Origin of the sequence: Anaerofilum hominis (assembly GCF_014287275.1) — a bacterium.
GTDB lineage: Bacteria > Bacillota > Clostridia > Oscillospirales > Ruminococcaceae > Pygmaiobacter > Pygmaiobacter hominis.
In genome coordinates, this window is sequence record NZ_JACONZ010000002.1 from 39,998 (window position 1) to 55,137 (window position 15,140).

Annotated in this window: 15 protein-coding genes; 14 read left to right on the plus strand and 1 reads right to left on the minus strand. The window is 55.9% G+C overall.

The features are described from left to right. Positions 1 to 133 precede the first annotated feature (133 nt). Positions 134 to 1,219, minus strand: a complete 1,086-nt coding sequence (gene pyrB / locus H8S23_RS05380) for an aspartate carbamoyltransferase (protein WP_186887305.1) — start codon at positions 1,217 to 1,219, stop codon at positions 134 to 136. 332 nt (positions 1,220 to 1,551) lie between these two features. Here pyrB and H8S23_RS05385 point away from each other — a divergent pair, with 332 nt between their 5' ends. From H8S23_RS05385 to H8S23_RS05450, 14 genes are all read left to right on the plus strand, one after another. Next, entirely contained in the window at positions 1,552 to 2,085 is a 534-nt protein-coding gene (locus H8S23_RS05385; RefSeq protein WP_186887306.1) for a nitroreductase family protein, read from the plus strand. An 83-nt stretch (positions 2,086 to 2,168) separates the two neighbouring features. Further along, the gene (locus H8S23_RS05390) at positions 2,169 to 2,507 is read left to right on the plus strand and encodes a phenylpyruvate tautomerase MIF-related protein (RefSeq protein WP_186887307.1); all 339 of its coding nucleotides are present in this window, start codon (positions 2,169 to 2,171) and stop codon (positions 2,505 to 2,507) included. Positions 2,508 to 2,651: 144 nt separating this feature from the next. Beyond that, positions 2,652 to 3,422: a DeoR/GlpR family DNA-binding transcription regulator gene (locus H8S23_RS05395; protein WP_186887308.1), complete on the plus strand. Its 771-nt coding sequence runs from the start codon at positions 2,652 to 2,654 to the stop codon at positions 3,420 to 3,422. A gap of 412 nt (positions 3,423 to 3,834) precedes the next feature. Continuing rightward, entirely contained in the window at positions 3,835 to 4,878 is a 1,044-nt protein-coding gene (gene pdxA / locus H8S23_RS05400) for a 4-hydroxythreonine-4-phosphate dehydrogenase PdxA (RefSeq protein ID WP_186887309.1), read from the plus strand. Between the two features lie 15 nt (positions 4,879 to 4,893). Then, a complete protein-coding gene (locus tag H8S23_RS05405) occupies positions 4,894 to 6,249 on the plus strand; it encodes a four-carbon acid sugar kinase family protein (protein WP_186887310.1) in 1,356 nt (451 codons plus the stop codon). A 23-nt stretch (positions 6,250 to 6,272) separates the two neighbouring features. Continuing rightward, complete coding sequence (locus H8S23_RS05410; protein WP_186887311.1) at positions 6,273 to 6,710, plus strand: RpiB/LacA/LacB family sugar-phosphate isomerase; 438 nt, start codon at positions 6,273 to 6,275, stop codon at positions 6,708 to 6,710. A 33-nt stretch (positions 6,711 to 6,743) separates the two neighbouring features. Continuing rightward, positions 6,744 to 7,529 carry a triose-phosphate isomerase gene (locus tag H8S23_RS05415; RefSeq protein WP_186887312.1) on the plus strand — a complete coding sequence of 262 codons (786 nt, stop codon included), beginning with the start codon at positions 6,744 to 6,746 and terminating at the stop codon, positions 7,527 to 7,529. Between the two features lie 96 nt (positions 7,530 to 7,625). Next, positions 7,626 to 8,813 (plus strand): ABC transporter substrate-binding protein, encoded by a 1,188-nt coding sequence (locus tag H8S23_RS05420; protein WP_186887313.1) that lies wholly within the window; start codon positions 7,626 to 7,628, stop codon positions 8,811 to 8,813. A gap of 137 nt (positions 8,814 to 8,950) precedes the next feature. Next, positions 8,951 to 9,844, plus strand: coding sequence for a branched-chain amino acid ABC transporter permease (locus H8S23_RS05425; protein WP_186887314.1), 894 nt, complete (start codon positions 8,951 to 8,953; stop codon positions 9,842 to 9,844). A 9-nt stretch (positions 9,845 to 9,853) separates the two neighbouring features. Further along, the gene (locus tag H8S23_RS05430; RefSeq protein WP_186887315.1) at positions 9,854 to 10,876 is read left to right on the plus strand and encodes a branched-chain amino acid ABC transporter permease; all 1,023 of its coding nucleotides are present in this window, start codon (positions 9,854 to 9,856) and stop codon (positions 10,874 to 10,876) included. Beyond that, a complete protein-coding gene (locus H8S23_RS05435; RefSeq protein WP_186887316.1) occupies positions 10,873 to 11,628 on the plus strand; it encodes an ABC transporter ATP-binding protein in 756 nt (251 codons plus the stop codon). The genes H8S23_RS05430 and H8S23_RS05435 overlap by 4 nt, the downstream gene beginning before the upstream one ends. Then, complete coding sequence (locus H8S23_RS05440; RefSeq protein WP_186887317.1) at positions 11,621 to 12,343, plus strand: ABC transporter ATP-binding protein; 723 nt, start codon at positions 11,621 to 11,623, stop codon at positions 12,341 to 12,343. Before H8S23_RS05435 ends, H8S23_RS05440 begins: the two co-directional genes overlap by 8 nt. A gap of 36 nt (positions 12,344 to 12,379) precedes the next feature. Further along, the gene (locus H8S23_RS05445) at positions 12,380 to 13,891 is read left to right on the plus strand and encodes a carboxylesterase/lipase family protein (protein WP_186887318.1); all 1,512 of its coding nucleotides are present in this window, start codon (positions 12,380 to 12,382) and stop codon (positions 13,889 to 13,891) included. Between the two features lie 159 nt (positions 13,892 to 14,050). Then, the gene (locus H8S23_RS05450; protein ID WP_186887319.1) at positions 14,051 to 14,920 is read left to right on the plus strand and encodes an alpha/beta fold hydrolase; all 870 of its coding nucleotides are present in this window, start codon (positions 14,051 to 14,053) and stop codon (positions 14,918 to 14,920) included. Positions 14,921 to 15,140: the final 220 nt, after the last annotated feature.

Sequence of the window (15,140 nt, forward strand, 5' to 3'; positions counted from 1 at the left end):
GATTAAAATGGAGTGGGACAAAATAAAACGGATTCGCCAGAAAGGCGAATCCGTTTTATTATTTATTAAAAAATGGTAAAAAAGCAAAATAATGTATTGGGGTCTCAGCCAAATGATTTAGGATTAGTGCTTTCTATTCCCCCTCCCGCCCACAGTAAAAGCAGCGGCAGGTCCCGCCTTTGGCCGGGACGAAGAGATGATCGATCCCGGCTTCGGCGGCGGTGATACAGCGCTTGTCGCCGCAGCGCAGAAGATTTTTCTGCGTTTCCGCCGGCAGTAGCGGCGCGCCCTCTCCCAGCTGGACGGGCCCCAGGCCCAGCAGGGTCATCATCAGGGCCATGCGGGCGTAAACGCCGTTTTGCGCCTGCTCAAAATAGGCGGCGCGGGGGTCGTCGTCCACCTCCGGTGCGATCTCATTCACCCGGGGCAGCGGATGCAGCACCGGCATCGCAGCCCGGGCCGCCGCAAGTTTGTCCGCGGTGAGGATATAGCAGTCCTTGAGGCGCTCATAAACGGCTTTGTCGCTGAACCGCTCCTGCTGGACGCGGGTCATATAGAGCAGGTCCAGCCCGGGCAGGGCTTCCTCCAGGGAGCGGGTCTCAGTCAATGCGCTGCTGGGCGCGTCTGCGATCTCCTCGCTGACAAAAGCGGGCAGGCGCAGTTCCTCCGGGCTGATGCAGACAAAGCGGTTGCCGGGATAGCGGGAGAGCGCGGCGATCAGCGAGTGCACCGTGCGGCCGTATTTCAGGTCGCCGCACAGGCCCACGGTCAGATGGTCCAGCCGCCCCAGCCGCCGCCGGATCGTCACCAGATCGGTGAGGGTCTGGGTGGGGTGCTGGTGGCCGCCGTCGCCCGCGTTGATCACCGGGATGCGGGAGTAGAGCGCGGCCCGGAAAGGCGCGCCCTCCAGCGGATGGCGCATGGCGCAGATATCCGCGTAACAGGACAGGATGCGGATGGTGTCGGCCACCGTCTCGCCTTTGGAGACGGAGCTGGAGCTGGCCGAGGAAAAGCCGAGCACCGAGCCGCCCAGATTCAGCATGGCGGACTCAAACGAGAGCCGTGTGCGGGTGCTGGGCTCATAAAAAAGGACAGCCAGCTTTTTGCCGGCGCAGACGCCGCGGTAAGCGGCGGGGTCCCGCGCGATATCGTCCGCGAGGGCGAGCAGGCCGTCCAGCTCTTCCACGGAAAGGTCGAGCGGCGTGAGAAAATGGCGCATGAAAAAGACCTCCTATCGGGACAGGATAAAGGATGGGGCGCAGGCAGCCCGGCAAAAGCGGGCGCGGGCAGAAGAGGAAGCGTCTGAAAGAAAGACGCCGTAAACTGCCTAAAATTATACCTGCCGCAGGGCGGATTGTAAACGAAGAGCAGAATTTTCGTCGTTTTTGGCGTTTTGATGCTTTGAAAATATGATATACTGGATAAAAAAGCAAGCGGCCGCGCCCCGCCCCCCGCTGGAGGATGCGGCAGTGCCCGCAGGTCCCCTGTAGGGGGGCGAAAAAAGGCGGAACCCCCGCTTTTGCGGCCGAGAGAAGAAAGGTGTTTGCAGAGATGGATTCTTTCGCAGAACTGGCTGCGCGCCGGCAGAGCTGCCGCGCCTATGACCCCGCCCGGCAGGTGGAGCCGGAAAAGCTGGAGGCCTGCCTGCAGGCTGCGCGGCTGGCCCCCTCCGCCTGCAACAGCCAGCCCTGGCACATCACGCTGGCCCAGGGCAGCTTGGCGGCGCAGGTGGGCGAGTGCCTGCGCAGCATGGGGATGAATAAATTCACCGCCGGCTGCCCGGTTTTCGCGGTGGTCACAGAGGAGGGCTACAACCCCTCTGCCGCCGCGGGCGCAAAGCTCAAAGATCAGGATTACCGCTCGGTGGATATCGGCATCATGGCGGCCCATTTCACGCTGCAGGCCGCGGATCTGGGGCTGGGCAGCTGCATTCTGGGCTGGTTTGATGAAAAAAAGCTCCAGCGTCTGCTGCACACCGACAAAAGGGTGCGGCTGGTGTTGGCGCTGGGCTACCCCAGTGAGGGGGATCCGCTGCGGCCCAAGACCCGCAAGCCTCTGGACGAGCTGGTTTCCCGGCCCGGGTGAGGCGTGCGTCCGGCCCGCTCTGCCGGCCCGGGTCGACCGGACGGCCGGCGATCTGCACTTCAGAAGAACGGAGGAAACTGAAAATGCCCTTTATCCATACCATGACCAACCTGCCCATCCCGGAGGAAACGGAAAAAAGACTGAAAGCCGCTTACGGCGAGGCGGCGGCCCTGATCGGCAAAAGTGAAAACTGGCTGATGCTGCGCTTTGAGGACAGCTGCCGCCTTTGGATGGCGGGCAGCGGGGAGCCCGCCGCGATGGTACAGGTGGACCTGTACGGAAAAGCGGCCCCCGAAGCGTATGAAGCCATGACCGCCCGCCTCACCGCCGTGCTGGAAAAAGAGCTGGGCCTTGCGCCCGGGCGCGTGTATGTGAGGTATGCGCAGACCCCCTATTGGGGCTGGGACGGCGGCAATTTCTAACCGTGCTCCCGGCGGGATGCTGCGCGGCCCGACAGGTACAGGAAAGAAATAATTTCTCTGTTTGGATTGTATTGATTTCTTTTGTTTGGTATAATTATCCAGAAGAAAATCATTTCGTATGAAAATCAAATTTGAGGTTTTGATATGACATCCTATCAGGAACGCGCGGATTTTATTTTGAACCAGCTTGAACAGTTAGGGGAAGTACGGGTGAAAGAACTCAGTGCCTGTCTCAACTGTTCCGAGGTGACAATACGGGGTGACATTCGGCGGTTAGAGGGGGAGGGACTGCTCAAACGGACCCACGGGGGCGCGATCAATAAGGTGCGCATGTTAGAGGTACTGTGTGAGCCGGGCGAATACATGTGGAATCAACAGGAAAAGGCGCGCATCGCCTCCTGCGCATATGAATACATCAACAATCGGGATTCCATCATCATCGATGATTCCACCACTGGTGGTTATCTGGCAAAAGTGATCCGGCAGCACCCACAAAAGCACATTATTGTGATTACCAATTCGCTTCTGGCGGCTGCGGAGCTGTCTGCGGCAAAGCACGTGGAACTTTTTGTCGTCAGCGGGCATGTGATCGGGGCGCCTCCGGCGGCGCTGGACAATTTTACAATCGACGCCTTTCATCAGTTCAAAGTTTCCAAGGCTTTTATCGGTGCCAATGGAATCAGCCTGCGAGACGGATTATTTTCGCTAGGGGCACCCCAGCGGGATGTGAAGAAAGCGATCATCTCAGTCTCTAACGAGGTGTATGTCCTTGCGGACCACACGAAATTTGACGGCGGCAATCTGTTCAATATCTGTGGGATGGACGAGGTCACCAGAGTGATCACCGACAGCAAGGTGAGCGAGGAGATCATAAAAGAGACAAAGGAGCGGGGAATCTATATAGATATCGTATAACCTGCCTCCGCAAAACAAAACAGAGAGCCGCTCAGGAAGTTTTTTATCCTGGGCGGCTCTCTGTTTTGTTTAAAAAAGGAGGTGATGTTTCGATAAAATGTCGAATATTTGCGATTTTTTAAAAAAACGAAAATGAAAAGAAATATTATTTGGGAAAAAGCTCAAAAAAATAAAATAAAAAATAACAAATATAATGAAAATAGTTGGAATAAACTGTTTAATATTGCGATTTTGCTTTTGTATTGCTAAAATGAGAGTAAATAAAAAATTGTTTTTTGAATTCAAAAATAAAAAATTTGCTATTTTTTAAAAGACAAAAAATTTTCTTTTTTAACTTTTTTAAAAAAGGTCGAAAGAGAGTCTTTGGGACCTTGTACAAACTGTAAGATATCAAGCGTAAGGAGTGGCCGCTATGTCAGAACAATGGAGACCGATTACTGCCATCACGATGGGAGACCCGGCCGGGATAGGGCCGGAGATCTGCGTGGATACGATGTTGGACGAGGGAGTCCACAAGCTCTGCCGCCCCTTTGTGATAGGCTCTCTTCCTATTTTGCAGCGCGCGGCCGACTGTAAAGGGGCCCATCTGGAGTTTCGCCGCATCAGCGATCCGCGAGAGGCTCAATATCTGCCAGGCGTCTGCGATATCCTGGAGACGGGCGACTATGATACGGATTCCATCGTCTGGGGAAAGGTGCAGAAGCTGGCGGGTCGGATGTCGTTGGATTTCATTTATAAGTCGATCGAACTGGGGCTTGCCAAAAAGATCGATGCGGTCTCCACCAGTCCCATCAACAAGCAATCGATCAAACTGGCCGGCTGCAAAGAGCCCGGACACACCGAGATTTATCAGAAAAGGACGGGCAGCCGCTATGCCCTGACCATGTTCAGCTGCCACAAGCTGCGGGTCTTTTTTGTAAGCCGGCATATGAGTCTGATTGACGCCTGCCACTTTGCCAATAAGGCAAATGTTTTGCAGGATGTCATTGATATTGATACTGAGCTAAAAAAGATCGGGATCACGCGGCCGCTGATCGCGGTGGCGGCGTTGAACCCCCATGGAGGGGACAACGGACTGTTCGGCACCGAAGAGCAGACAGACCTGATCCCGGCGGTGGAAGAGGCGTGCCAGTTGGGGATCAACTGTGTGGGACCCTGCCCAGCGGACTCGGTGTTTAACCTTGGGAAATCGGGAAAGTATGACGCGATCCTTTCCCTTTACCACGATCAGGGCCATATCGCCTGTAAGACACTGGATTTTGAAAAGTCTGTCACCCTGACCTTTGGTCTCCCTTTTATTCGCAGTTCGGTAGACCACGGCACGGCGTTTGATCTGGCCGGAAAAGGGCTGGCCCAGGGTGAATCTATGATCGAATCCACCAAAGTAGTCTCAGAGTATGCCGCTCTTCAACATGAAAAAGAGGAGATGGGCCGAACGGCAGGATCTGCTTGCTAAAGGGGGATGAGGAAAATGCCTTTTCTGGGTGTGGCGGCAGACGATCTCACTGGGGCGACGACTGCGGGTGTGCTGCTGGCTCGCTCCGGGGCTCGCGCCACAGTCTTTTATGATGGGCAGTCCCAACTGGGCGAGGAGGGAGAACGGGCGGATGCGGTACTGATCAGCACTTCCAGCCGTTCGCTCCGTCGGGAACAGGCCTATTTCCAGGCCGCACAGGCGACCCGCGCCCTGCGTGAGGCGAGAGCCCAGTATTTTTCGAAACGCATTGACACAACCCTGCGCGGACAGATCGGAGCGGAGCTCGACGCTATGCTGGATATGCTGGGGGACAGTACGGTGGCGATCGTCGTACCGGCCATGCCCCAGTCAAGGCGCATCCTAGTAGGCGGATATTCTGTGATAGACGGCGTCGTGCTTTCCCAGACCCCTGTGGCGCAGGATGTCCTCACCCCGGTGAGGGAGGCTTATGTACCCGACCTGCTGCAGGAGCAGAGCAAGCGCAAGGTGGGGCTGGTGCCGCTGAAATCAGTGCTCACAGGTCCGGAGGAAACGGCAGAAGCGTTGCGCAGCCAGAGGGCGCGGGGGTGTGAGATCCTGGTGGTAGACGCTGTTACCTTGGAGGATATAGGTACGGTGGCCCGGGCCTGCGCCGATCTCCAGTGGCGGATATTGTCTGCTGATCCCGGCCCGTTTACGGTGCAGCTGATGCGTTGCCGAAGCCTGCTGGGGGAGGAACGTTCCGTCCCCATCCGGCCCGCGGCGATACTAGGGCAGGCGGCACCAGGGCAGGCGGTGCTGGTGGCGGCGGGGTCTGCCACACCGGTCACACGGGAACAGATGGAAGTGTTGACGAAGCGTAAAAGAACCCTCCAAATCAGCATAGACCCGGCCCGACTGGCTTTTGACGGCCGCGAGGCGCGGGAAGAGGGCCTGGCCGCGGCCGCAAAGGCGATGGCGGCTTTGAAAGGAGCGGATGCACCGGAAGTAGTCCTGCTGGAGACAGCTTTGCACGGGACACGGCTGCAGCTGGACCAGGTGGACCAAGAGCATGGATACCCCAAGGGCAGGAGTGCAGAACTGATCAATAAGGGCCTGGGGTGGATCGTTGCCCGGATCTTGGACGAACGGGCGGACCGCGTCGCCGGGCTCTACTGCACCGGGGGCGATACGGAGGTACAGGTGTGCCGGGCGTTAGGATCACCTTGCTTAGAGATGGTGGACTACGTCTTTCCGCAGGCGGATTTGGCGCGGTTGCGGGGGAGATATGCGGGGATGCCCATTGTTGGCAAAGGCGGTTTGACTGGAAGCAGCGAGGCTGCTTGTGTGATCGTGGATAGGATTTTTAAAGAGGCTGGCCGGATGTCCTGAGCTTCAGAAAGAGGGGAGATAAGATGAAAATTGCATTTGGAAGTGATCCTAACGCCACCGAATACAAGGAAAAGATGATGAAGTATGTGGTGGGCTTGGGCCATGAGGTGATGGATTTTGGTTCAGACGACCCCATCTACGCGCATGTGGCCATCCAGGTAGCAGAACAAGTGGCTGCAAAAAAGTATGACAGGGGCATCCTGTTCTGCGGCACCGGCCTTGGGATGATGCTGGCTGCGAACAAGGTGAAAGGCGCCTACGCCGCAGTGGTGGGGGATGTGTACAGCGCTCAGAGAGCCTGCCTGTCCAACAATTGCAATATCATTACTCTGGGATCCCAGGTCACCGGAGAAAAAAAAGCGGAAGCACTCATCCACGAGTATCTGGAATGCACCTATATCTATAACGACCGTTCCGGCAAAAAGGTGGATGCTATCATCGAATATGAACAGCGACATTGAGTAGGGACGGGAAAGAAGCGCGAGGATGAAAAGATGAAAAAGATCTATTTTGGGACAAATCTCAAAATGTACAAGGATATCCGCGAGACCAAGCGCTACCTCTCGGACCTGGAGGCACGCACCCGGGACATTTCTCGGGCGGAGATAGAACTGTTTGTGCTGCCCTCTTTCACCTCTCTGCCAGACGCCTGTCGCAATACGGACCGGCGGCTCATCCGGTTGGGCGCACAGAATATGTGCTGGGAGGAGCAGGGCCAGTTTACAGGCGAGGTCAGTCCTCTGATGCTGCAGGAACTGGGGTTGGATCTGGTGATGGCTGGCCACTCAGAGCGGAGACATGTCTTTCGTGAGACGGATAAAGAGGAGAACTGCAAAGTGCGAAGCGCTTTGGAACACGGTTTCACGGCTTTGCTCTGCATCGGGGAGACAGCGGAAGAAAAAGAGTGCGGACTCAGCGACGCATCGCTGAGAGGCCAACTGCTTGCCGGGTTGGATGGTATATGGCCCGGCCAGGCCCCGGACCTCTGGATCGCCTATGAACCGGTCTGGGCTATTGGGGTAGAGGGGGTTCCCGCCACGGCGGAATATGCCGCTGAGAAACACCGGGTGATCCGGTGTTGTCTCAAAGCGCTGCTGGGTGAGGCCGGCGCACAGGTGCCGATCCTTTACGGCGGCAGCGTCAACCCGGACAACGCCGACGAATTCATCACCTGCGCAGAGATTGACGGGATGTTCGTGGGCCGCAGCGCTTGGCAGGCACAAACCTTTGAAAAAATGATCCGCAGCGCGCTCGCCGCTGCCCGCAGGGCGGGAAAATAGCAAGAACCCGGCAAGCGGAGGGAACTCCGTCTTGTGAAATAAAAAACAGACAGAAGAAATGGAGAGAGAAAAATGAAAAAGATCATGGCATTCATCATGGCACTGACATTAACGTTCAGTTTGGCGGCCTGCGGAGGCAGCTCTTCCTCTGCAGAAGTCAGCGGGAGTGGTGGCGCGACCGGGTCAGGAAACCTGGCGGTGGCGGAGGACGAAAAGGTTTATGTGGGCGTTTGCAGCCACCTTTCCGGCAGCTATTCTTATCTTTATGAGTACGCCAAAGAATCTTTTGATGTCTGCTTGAGCTATCTCAATGCCAACGGCGGCATTATGGGCCACGAAGTGGAGGTCGTGTGGTTTGATCTGGGCGACAGCATCGATACCGCAATGAATGCCTTTGAGTTGGCGACAGAGGACAAACGACTCTCAACGATCGTCATGAGCACTTATTCGCAGAACTGTCTGGCCGTATTGGACGCAGCTACCGCCGCCAAGATACCTACCTTTATGGGCGGCTCAGGTGACGCGATTAATACGGGGGCCGACTATATCTGGATGAACCGACCGCTGGACAGCTCCGCGTCGGCTACCATCGTCACCTATGCGGTAGACACGTTGAAATATACCAAGCCGGTGATCTGCTACAACACTTTGGCTTCCACCCAAGCGGGCGCTGAGTATATGATCGAATACTTGGGAGATCGCGGCATCGAAGTGGACGACGCACACACTTTTGGCTATTCCAATGAGGAAAAAAACTTTGACACCTACGCAGCGCAGGTCAAGAGCCTGATCGATGCGGGCGAGTGCGACGGCATCCTCTGCTTTGGCAACCAAACCGATCTTGCGGCGCTCGCAAAATCGCTGGACGCCGCCGGCTGCGATGTACCCTGCATGGGCAACGCACAGGTGATCAATGAGACCACCCTCAGTCTGGCAGGCGCCTCGATCAACGGCTGGTATTCGGTAGCGGAGTCCTACGCGGAGGATGAGGGCAAGCTGAACCAGGAATTTCGAGAGATCTACAATGAGGCGACGGGACACTATCCTACCACCAACCTGTACGGCGGATATTTCCTGTTCTATCTTGAAGCTCTCTGCGAAAAAGCCGGGGATCCTTATGATCGTGATTACATCAATGAAGCCATCAAAGAGGTGGAATTTGACACCCCCTCTGGCATCTACAAATATTGGGGCGAGGGAGACAGCAATCTGCGAAACAACATGTATGTCTGCGTGGTCGAGGACGGCGTGGCAAAGATTTTAAACTCGGTAGAGTATCGCTGACAGAGGAACGCTTTTGAACAGCGAACGGGCATTCTTTTGGCGGAGGGCCGGAGGCCGTAAAGACCGCGGTGGAAGGCCGTAGAGGGTTTGTAATCGATAAACAGATGCGGTGGAAACACCGGTAAAGCGGGGTCATTATGAACTTTAATTTATTTGTTTCACTGCTGGTAAACGGCTTGGCGATGGGAATGGTATACGCGTTGTTGGCGATGGGGCTCATCATGCTTTTTCGCTCTGCCGGCGTTATGAACTTCGCCCAGGGGATGATGTTGGCCGTCGGCGCATATATCAGTTACGCCACCCAGGTACAGGCGGATCTGCCGCTTTATGCGGCGATCCCTCTTTGTCTGGCTTCCTATGTGGTCTTCGGGCTCATTTTTATGGCTTGTATCTATCTGCCGCTGAAAGATACAAAATTCCCTGCGGCGATTGTCGTGGCCACGATGGGGACCTCCTCCATCCTCTCTGAAGCCTGTACTCTGATCTGGGGAGGCGAGGCATTGTCGGTGCCGTACCTGGTTACCAACGGAGAGGGCAAGAGCGCCTATCTGACGATCGGCGGCGTTTCAATCCAATGGCAATACATCCTCACCACCATCGTGGGCGTCGTGCTGATCTTTTTGGTCTATGTACTGTTCGACAAGCTGTACGTGGGGAAAATGATGGAAGCGGCCGCGCAGGACAAATACACTGCCTCGCTGATCGGAATCCCCAAGTTGGTCACGATCGCCATCACCTATGCGATTGCCATCTCGCTGGGATGCATCGGTGGGTTTATGGTCTCCCCGGTGACCTACTGTTCCGTGAGCCTCAGCTCTCTCCAGCTGCGGGCTTTCGCCTCGGTGGTCATCGGCGGCACGCGCAGCATCAAAGGCGCTGTGATCGGTGCGCTGCTGGTGGGGCTGGTGGAAGCTTTTGCCACAGTCAACCTGTCCAATTACAAAGATGCAGTGGTATTTATTCTCCTAATCGTATTTTTGCTGGTCAAACCGGATGGCTTGGTACGCAGCAAGATTGGCGATAAGGCGTGAGGTGTGGATATGAAATTGATTCAGAAGCCTTTGAGGCGATTTCGGGTGTCGACTCTGCTGCTATTTGCTCTGGTGCTGCTGTGCGCCGTTCTGGTGCCCCAATTGTTTTCCGGCTATACCCTTAAAGTCATCAACCTTTCCCTTCTTTACGGCATCATGGTGTTGAGCACGGTGATCGTGCTGGGAATGGGCGGACAGATGTCCATGGCGAACGTGGCGATGTTTGGCCTGGGGGCTTACGTCACCGCCAACCTTTGCTCCAGCCATATGGGAATCAAAAATTTTAATACGTTGCTGGCGCTCGTCATCTCCGTCGTCGGGGTGGGACTAGTCTCTTTTCTGCTGGGGCTTCTTCTGGAAAGACTGGATGGAACCTTTTTCACTTTTGCCACAATTGGCGTCGTCCAGGTCTGTGCGGCATTTTTTTCGCAGTATCGGCCGCTTTTTGGAGGCCCGGATGGCATCAGTGGTGTGGCTAAGTTGGAGCTGTTCGGATTTAAAGTAGAGGATTATAAAAGCTGGTTTTATGTGCTGGTGTTTTTCCTCCTCGTGGTCGGTGCTTTTACGGCGCGGCTGAAAAAGACGAAATTTGGCCGCTCGCTTTTCTGTATCCGCGACAACAAGACCGCTGCTGTCACGCTGGGCGTGAATGTTTTTATGACGCGGGTATATGCGTTTACCATCCAAGGGATCATCTGTGGCCTATGCGGCGCTCTGTATGCCTTTATGAACGGTTATGTGGGATCCACCATGTTCACGTTCACCAAGGCGACTGACATGATGATGATGACTATGATCGGCGGCCTGAACAGCATTGCAGGTTCCGTTTTTGGGTCCTTTGTTGTCACGGTTCTGCCTGAAACGCTGCGAAGTTTACAATCTTACCTGCGCTTAATCTTTGGCGTGATCGTGGTGCTGCTGATGATCTTTATGCCCACAGGTCTGGCGGGGTTGGCGTCGTCCACGGCGGAAAAAGCCGGGCGTAGGCTACGCAAGGCGAAAGAAAAGAAGAGTGAGGCGAGGCAACCATGAAACCTGTATTGGAGCTAGAGCACATAAACAAGGCTTTCGGTGGGGTGATTGCCGCCAGTGATGTGACCTTTTCGGTGATGCCCGGAGAGATCCACGGCCTGATAGGGCCGAATGGGGCCGGAAAGACCACAATGATGAACATCATCAGCGGAATCTATAAAGCGGACAGCGGCAAGATCTTTCTTTCGGGAAAAAGTATCGCGGAGATGCCCGCCCATCGGCGATCGGTTATGGGGATTGGGCGCACTTTTCAAAGTCCGCGCCTGCTGAAAGGGGCGAATATTCGGGACAATCTGCTGGTAGGTACCGATGTGGCACAGGATATGGGCTATGCCAAAAGCTTCTTCAGCCGCAGAGACCGAGCGTTTGAAAAAGAACTGGAAGAATACATGGAAATTGCAGGTTTTTCGATCGACTTGGAAGATGACATCTCTAAGCTGACCTTTGGGCAGCGCAAGATATTGGAGATCATCCGTTCCCTGCTTGCCAACCCCAAAATCATGCTGGTGGACGAGCCCGCGGCTGGGCTGAATGAGAATGAAGGAGAAAACGCCATGGCTCTGCTGCGGCTGGTAGCGAGCAAGGGGATTGCCGTACTCTTTATTGAGCATGCCATGCATCTGGTCATGAACACTTGCCACCAGATCGAGGTGCTCAATTTCGGAAAGATCATCGCATCCGGCACGCCGCAAGAGGTCTCCAACAACAAAGAGGTAATTGCCGCTTATCTGGGGAGGGCCGACGATGATTGAGATCCGCGATTTGCATTGCTATTATGGGGCGATTGAGGCGTTGAGAGGCATTAACATGAAGATCGAGGACGGCGCCATCACCTGCCTCATCGGTTCCAACGGCGCGGGGAAGACCAGCACCCTGAAGTCCATCTCCAACGTGGTGTGCCGCACTGGAGGTATTATTTATGATGGTGTCGACCTCTCACATTTGAGAGATATTCAGATCGCCAGGCAAGGAGTCATTCACGTCCCGGAAGGGCGCGGAGTTTTTCCGGGCCTTACAGTGGAGGAGAACCTACTTACCGGTACTGTCAACTGGCACGGTCTGTTCGGCAAGGGGAGATACGACCAGGATCTGGCAGAGGTGTACGAACTTTTTCCGCGTCTGCAGGAGCGCCGCAATCAGCTCGCTTGGTCCCTGTCCGGCGGAGAGCAACAGATGCTCGCAATCGGGCGTGGCTTGATGGGGCGGCCGAAAGTGATGATGCTGGACGAGCCGTCGATGGGGCTGGCGCCCTTGGTGGTGGCAGAGCTTTTTGAAAAGATAGTGGAGATTAACAGGGAGCGCGGTATCACGATCCTGCTGGTGGAGCAAAATGCAAAACTGGCACTGAAAGTGTCCAATTACGCTTATGTGCTGGAGCAGGGATGTATCCTGTTAGAGGGGCCTGCAGAAGAGCTGCGGTATGACCCGAGAGTGGTGTCCGCTTATATGGGGACCGGCGCACATTGAACTTTTGTGGCAGGACCTGACAAGAAAGGAGAAAAAATGGCGATTTTAAGGGCTGAAACAACTCTGGGAGTTGTAAAAGGACAACCAGCTGGCAACCATATCGTGTCTGTTTTCAAGGGAATACCCTACGCAAAGTCCCCCGTTGGAGAGTTGCGTTGGAAAGCCCCGCAGCCGGCGGAGCCCTGGCAGGGCGAGCGGGAATGCTACGTGTTTTCATCTATTCCCATGCAACCCCGGCGTCCCAAAGACTCTTTTTATACGCGATCATTTTTTCCGGTATCTCTGCCCCGCAGCGAGGATTCTCTCTATCTCAATATCTGGACTCCGGCCGAGTCTGCCCAGGAGCGGTTGCCGGTTGCCTTTTGGATCTTTGGCGGAGGGTATACGACCGGATACGGAAATAAGATTGAGTTTGACGGGGAAGGATTTGCCAAACGAGGCTGTGTTTTTGTCGATTTCAACTACAGAGTAGGGCCATTTGGTTTCCTTGCGCACCCGGAATTGAGCGCGCAGGATGAAAACGGCGTGTCGGGAAATTATGGCCTGCTGGACCAGCTTGCCGCCCTGCGATGGGTAAAAGAAAACATCGCCGCATTTGGAGGGGATCCGGATCAGATTACGATTTTTGGGCAGTCGGCCGGAGCTGGGAGCTGTATGTGTCTTGACTGCAGCCCACTTGCCAAGGGGCTGTTTCAACGGGCGATCTATGAGAGTGGCGGCGGTTTTTCCGTGACGGGAATCCAGAATCTGGACTCTTTGGCAGAAGCTGAACAGAGAGGTGTGGAAACACTGGAAGCTTTGGGTCTGCCCGATATCGCTGCGGCGCGGGCCATGGATGGGGAACAGCTGATCGACCAGCTGTACTCTATGGACCGCACGGGGGATGCGCTTGGGTTTAGGCCCAATCAGGACGGTTATGTCCTGCGGGAATCCATTTTGGACTGCCTTATCTCCGGGCATAACCATGTGGTTCCCTTTATGATCGGCTGCACAGCCAATGAGGGCTATGCGTTTGAAAAAGATGTTTTTGCCCAGGCCGTGCACTATGGCGACAGAGCAGAGGACTATCTCAAAGCCTGTGGAGTATCTCTCTCCAGCTCATCTAAGGACGCTGTGGACACTTTTGGAGAAAGTATGTTTGCCTCTTGTCTGTCCTGGAACGAGTTTGAGCTATGGCGGAGCGGTAAGAGCGGATACCAGTACTATTTCACGAAAAAAGCCCCAGGAGATGACAGCGGGGCATTCCATTCTGCTGAACATCACTATATTTTTCAGACACTGGAGAGGGACTGGAGACCTTATGACGGCACGGACTACGACCTGTCCAACTTAATGGCGGAGTACTGGGCAAACTTTGTAAAGACCGGAGATCCCAACGGAGCTGACCTCCCCCGCTGGGAGCGCTTTGAAGAAAGTGGGCGCATGATGGAACTGGGTTACCGGGTCGGGATGATCGAGCCCTTTCTTCCTCCTAACGTGAGATTCAATGTGGATTATACTCTGGAGATGATGAAAGAGAGATATCGGGAATTTAAAACAACCCTTTGAGGGAAAGGCCCCGGAAAGGACGGCTGCGGCTTTCCTATTTCGGGGCCTATCCTATCGCCTGGCAATGTGCTATACTGAAAACGATCCTGTGACCTAGTAATTCAGGCCGCGCAGTGCCTGGATGGGCGTCGGAGAACAAAAGGAGGGGGGATCTACTCAGTGGCACAACAGACGATCGAGCCCCGCGAGTCGGGCTATCTGCAGACAGGGGACACTTATCTTTATTATCGGGACTATGGCGACAACGCGGCGCCGCATACCTTGCTGCTGCTGCACGGCAACGGCGAGGACTGGCGCTGCTTTGAGCGCCAGATCGGACCCTTTGCCGCGGCGGGGTACCGGGTGGTGACGCTGGACAGCCGGGGGCACGGCGCGTCCAAAAGGGGAAAACTGCCCATGACCCCGCAGCAGCTCGCCGCCGATGCGCTGGATGCGCTGGAGGGGCTGGGGATCGCCAAAGCGGTCCCGGTGGGGTTTTCCGACGGCGGCAACCTGGCCCTGCTGATGGCGGCGATGCGGCCGGATGTGGTGGAAGCGCTGGTGGCCGCCGGGCCGAACCTGGTGCCGGCAGGGGCGAAGCTCTCCGCCCAGCTGCCCTGTGAACTGGGCTATCCCCTGTGCCGCCTGCTGGGCAGATGGTCGCCGCAGGCGGCGCTGCGGGCGGATGTTCTGGGCCTGATGGTGGATCAGCCGCAGCTCTCTTTTGAGGCGCTGTCCGCGATCGCCGCGCCGGCGCTTATCCTGGGCGGCGAACACGACATGATCCGGGCGGGGCATCTGCGCCATATTGCCGCCGCTCTGCCCTGCGGGCGGCTTTCCGTGCTGGCGGGGGCGAGCCATTTTGTCTTTGGCGAGCCCTGGGCGGAAGAGACGAACCGCCGGGTGCTGGGCTTTCTTGCCCAGGTGCTGCCGCGGAAAAAGGCGGTGGGCCCCGGAGCGGAAACAGTCCCGGCGCCAGCGGCTGCGGACGCGGAGGAAGCGGAAGCGGGACCGCTGGCAGAAGTTTTCTTTGAAAATCCATTGACATGATATCCGGCAGCTTATATAATCATAATATAATATAATGTTATAATAAATGAGGGAAAAAGATCTGCTTTCCTCATTTATAGAGACCGGCGCCCAGGCGCGCGCGGGCGTCCCGCTGCTGCCGCCGCCTTTAAAGGGCGGCGATCGGGTCTCGATCCGCCACCGCCGCCGGGAAAGACAGCACCTGCCGGGCCCGGTGCAGGCGGTTTCGGCAGGGCGCGGG

What these genes read in the sequence shown, in the direction of transcription:
- H8S23_RS05385 (WP_186887306.1), top strand. Translation starts at nt 1,552, where the DNA reads ATGGATTCTTTCGCAGAACTGGCTGCGCGCCGGCAGAGCTGCCGCGCC.
- H8S23_RS05390 (WP_186887307.1), top strand. Translation starts at nt 2,169, where the DNA reads ATGCCCTTTATCCATACCATGACCAACCTGCCCATCCCGGAGGAAACG.
- H8S23_RS05410 (WP_186887311.1), top strand. Translation starts at nt 6,273, where the DNA reads ATGAAAATTGCATTTGGAAGTGATCCTAACGCCACCGAATACAAGGAA.
- pdxA (WP_186887309.1), top strand. Translation starts at nt 3,835, where the DNA reads ATGTCAGAACAATGGAGACCGATTACTGCCATCACGATGGGAGACCCG.
- H8S23_RS05425 (WP_186887314.1), top strand. Translation starts at nt 8,951, where the DNA reads ATGAACTTTAATTTATTTGTTTCACTGCTGGTAAACGGCTTGGCGATG.
- H8S23_RS05430 (WP_186887315.1), top strand. Translation starts at nt 9,854, where the DNA reads ATGAAATTGATTCAGAAGCCTTTGAGGCGATTTCGGGTGTCGACTCTG.
- H8S23_RS05435 (WP_186887316.1), top strand. Translation starts at nt 10,873, where the DNA reads ATGAAACCTGTATTGGAGCTAGAGCACATAAACAAGGCTTTCGGTGGG.
- H8S23_RS05440 (WP_186887317.1), top strand. Translation starts at nt 11,621, where the DNA reads ATGATTGAGATCCGCGATTTGCATTGCTATTATGGGGCGATTGAGGCG.
- H8S23_RS05445 (WP_186887318.1), top strand. Translation starts at nt 12,380, where the DNA reads ATGGCGATTTTAAGGGCTGAAACAACTCTGGGAGTTGTAAAAGGACAA.
- pyrB (WP_186887305.1), bottom strand. Translation starts at nt 1,219, where the DNA reads ATGCGCCATTTTCTCACGCCGCTCGACCTTTCCGTGGAAGAGCTGGAC.
- H8S23_RS05420 (WP_186887313.1), top strand. Translation starts at nt 7,626, where the DNA reads ATGGCACTGACATTAACGTTCAGTTTGGCGGCCTGCGGAGGCAGCTCT.
- H8S23_RS05405 (WP_186887310.1), top strand. Translation starts at nt 4,894, where the DNA reads ATGCCTTTTCTGGGTGTGGCGGCAGACGATCTCACTGGGGCGACGACT.
- H8S23_RS05415 (WP_186887312.1), top strand. Translation starts at nt 6,744, where the DNA reads ATGAAAAAGATCTATTTTGGGACAAATCTCAAAATGTACAAGGATATC.
- H8S23_RS05395 (WP_186887308.1), top strand. Translation starts at nt 2,652, where the DNA reads ATGACATCCTATCAGGAACGCGCGGATTTTATTTTGAACCAGCTTGAA.